This is a genomic window from Alcanivorax sp. HI0044 (assembly GCF_001634945.1).
This window is the reverse complement of the sequence record NZ_LWEZ01001575.1, coordinates 1-1,093: the sequence shown is the minus strand read 5'-3', so window position 1 is coordinate 1,093 and position 1,093 is coordinate 1. Positions and strand designations below refer to the sequence as shown.

The following is a 1,093-nucleotide window of genomic DNA, read 5'->3' as shown; positions in this document are numbered from 1 at the left end:
CAACGCCGCCCCCATGGCGGAGGCAGACGCTTGGCTACAACGCTATCGGGTGTTCTGGAACGACAAACTGGACGCGCTGGAACAGGCGCTCAAGGACGGAGACTGACAGGAGGTTTGTGATGGAAACCGATGTACGATTCGACGACGCTACGACCCTGACGATAGAACGCACCCTGCCCGGCCCCATTGAGCGCGTATGGGCCTACCTGACCGACCCGGACAAACGCGCTCGCTGGCTGGGTGGCGGCACCCTGGGCGAGTTTGTGGGTGGCGCAGTGGTGATTCATTTCCGTCATCAGGATTTGTCAGAGGATATCCAGCCGGCCCCGGACAAGTACAAATCCATTGAAGGTGGAGCCACGCTGACTGGCATCATTACCCGCTTTGAGCCACCCCATGTGCTGGCCCATACCTGGGGTGACAATGAAGGCGAAGTCACCTTTTTCTTGAGCGCGCAGGGCGACCAGGTTCATTTACGGCTTACCCACCACCGCTTGCCCGCTGACGAAAACACCCGCATCAGTGTCGCCAGCGGCTGGCACACCCATCTGGGCATTCTGGCCGAAGAGCTGAACGGCCAACCCCGCTCGTCCTTCTGGCCAACACACACACAATGGGAAACGCACTATCAGCGCGTTTTGCAGGAAAGCGAGGCCCCGCATGACTGACACGCTAACCGTGCAACTGATGTTTCAGGGCCGGGCCAACGCGGCCCTCGATCTCTACGACAGCGCTATCGCTCCGTTAGAGCTGCTGAGCCGAACGCTCTACGGCCCGGACGAGATGGGTGAAAACGGCCAGGTGAAAACCGCCTGGTGCCGTATCGGCAACGTGCGGATACACTGTTTTGACAGCCCTGTGCCCCACGACTTTGATTTCACCCCATCGACCTCGCTGTGTCTTGCCCTGAAGGACAAACAGGCAGTAGCCGACACCTTTGCAAAACTGGCAGACGGCGGCACCGTGCTGATGCCCCTGGACAGCTATGACTTCAGCCCCTGGTTCGGCTGGGTGCAGGACTGCTTCGGGGTGTCATGGCAATTGTCTGTCACCGCACCCGGTGACGCGAAGGAAAATGTCTAGGAACGGTCAT

General features: G+C 59.7%; 2 protein-coding genes. Both read left to right on the top strand.

The features are described 5' to 3' along the window. Positions 1-119 precede the first annotated feature (119 nt). The gene (locus A3730_RS23750) at positions 120-668 is read left to right on the top strand and encodes an SRPBCC family protein (protein ID WP_063520341.1); all 549 of its coding nucleotides are present in this window, start codon (positions 120-122) and stop codon (positions 666-668) included. Beyond that, positions 661-1,083 carry a VOC family protein gene (locus tag A3730_RS23745; RefSeq protein WP_063520340.1) on the top strand — a complete coding sequence of 141 codons (423 nt, stop codon included), beginning with the start codon at positions 661-663 and terminating at the stop codon, positions 1,081-1,083. The genes A3730_RS23750 and A3730_RS23745 overlap by 8 nt, the downstream gene beginning before the upstream one ends. The last annotated feature ends 10 nt before the right edge of the window (positions 1,084-1,093 follow it).

Excerpts from the sequence above, each read along its gene's own strand:
- A3730_RS23750 (WP_063520341.1), top strand. The coding sequence starts at position 120 with ATGGAAACCGATGTACGATTCGACGACGCTACGACCCTGACGATAGAA.
- A3730_RS23745 (WP_063520340.1), top strand. The coding sequence starts at position 661 with ATGACTGACACGCTAACCGTGCAACTGATGTTTCAGGGCCGGGCCAAC.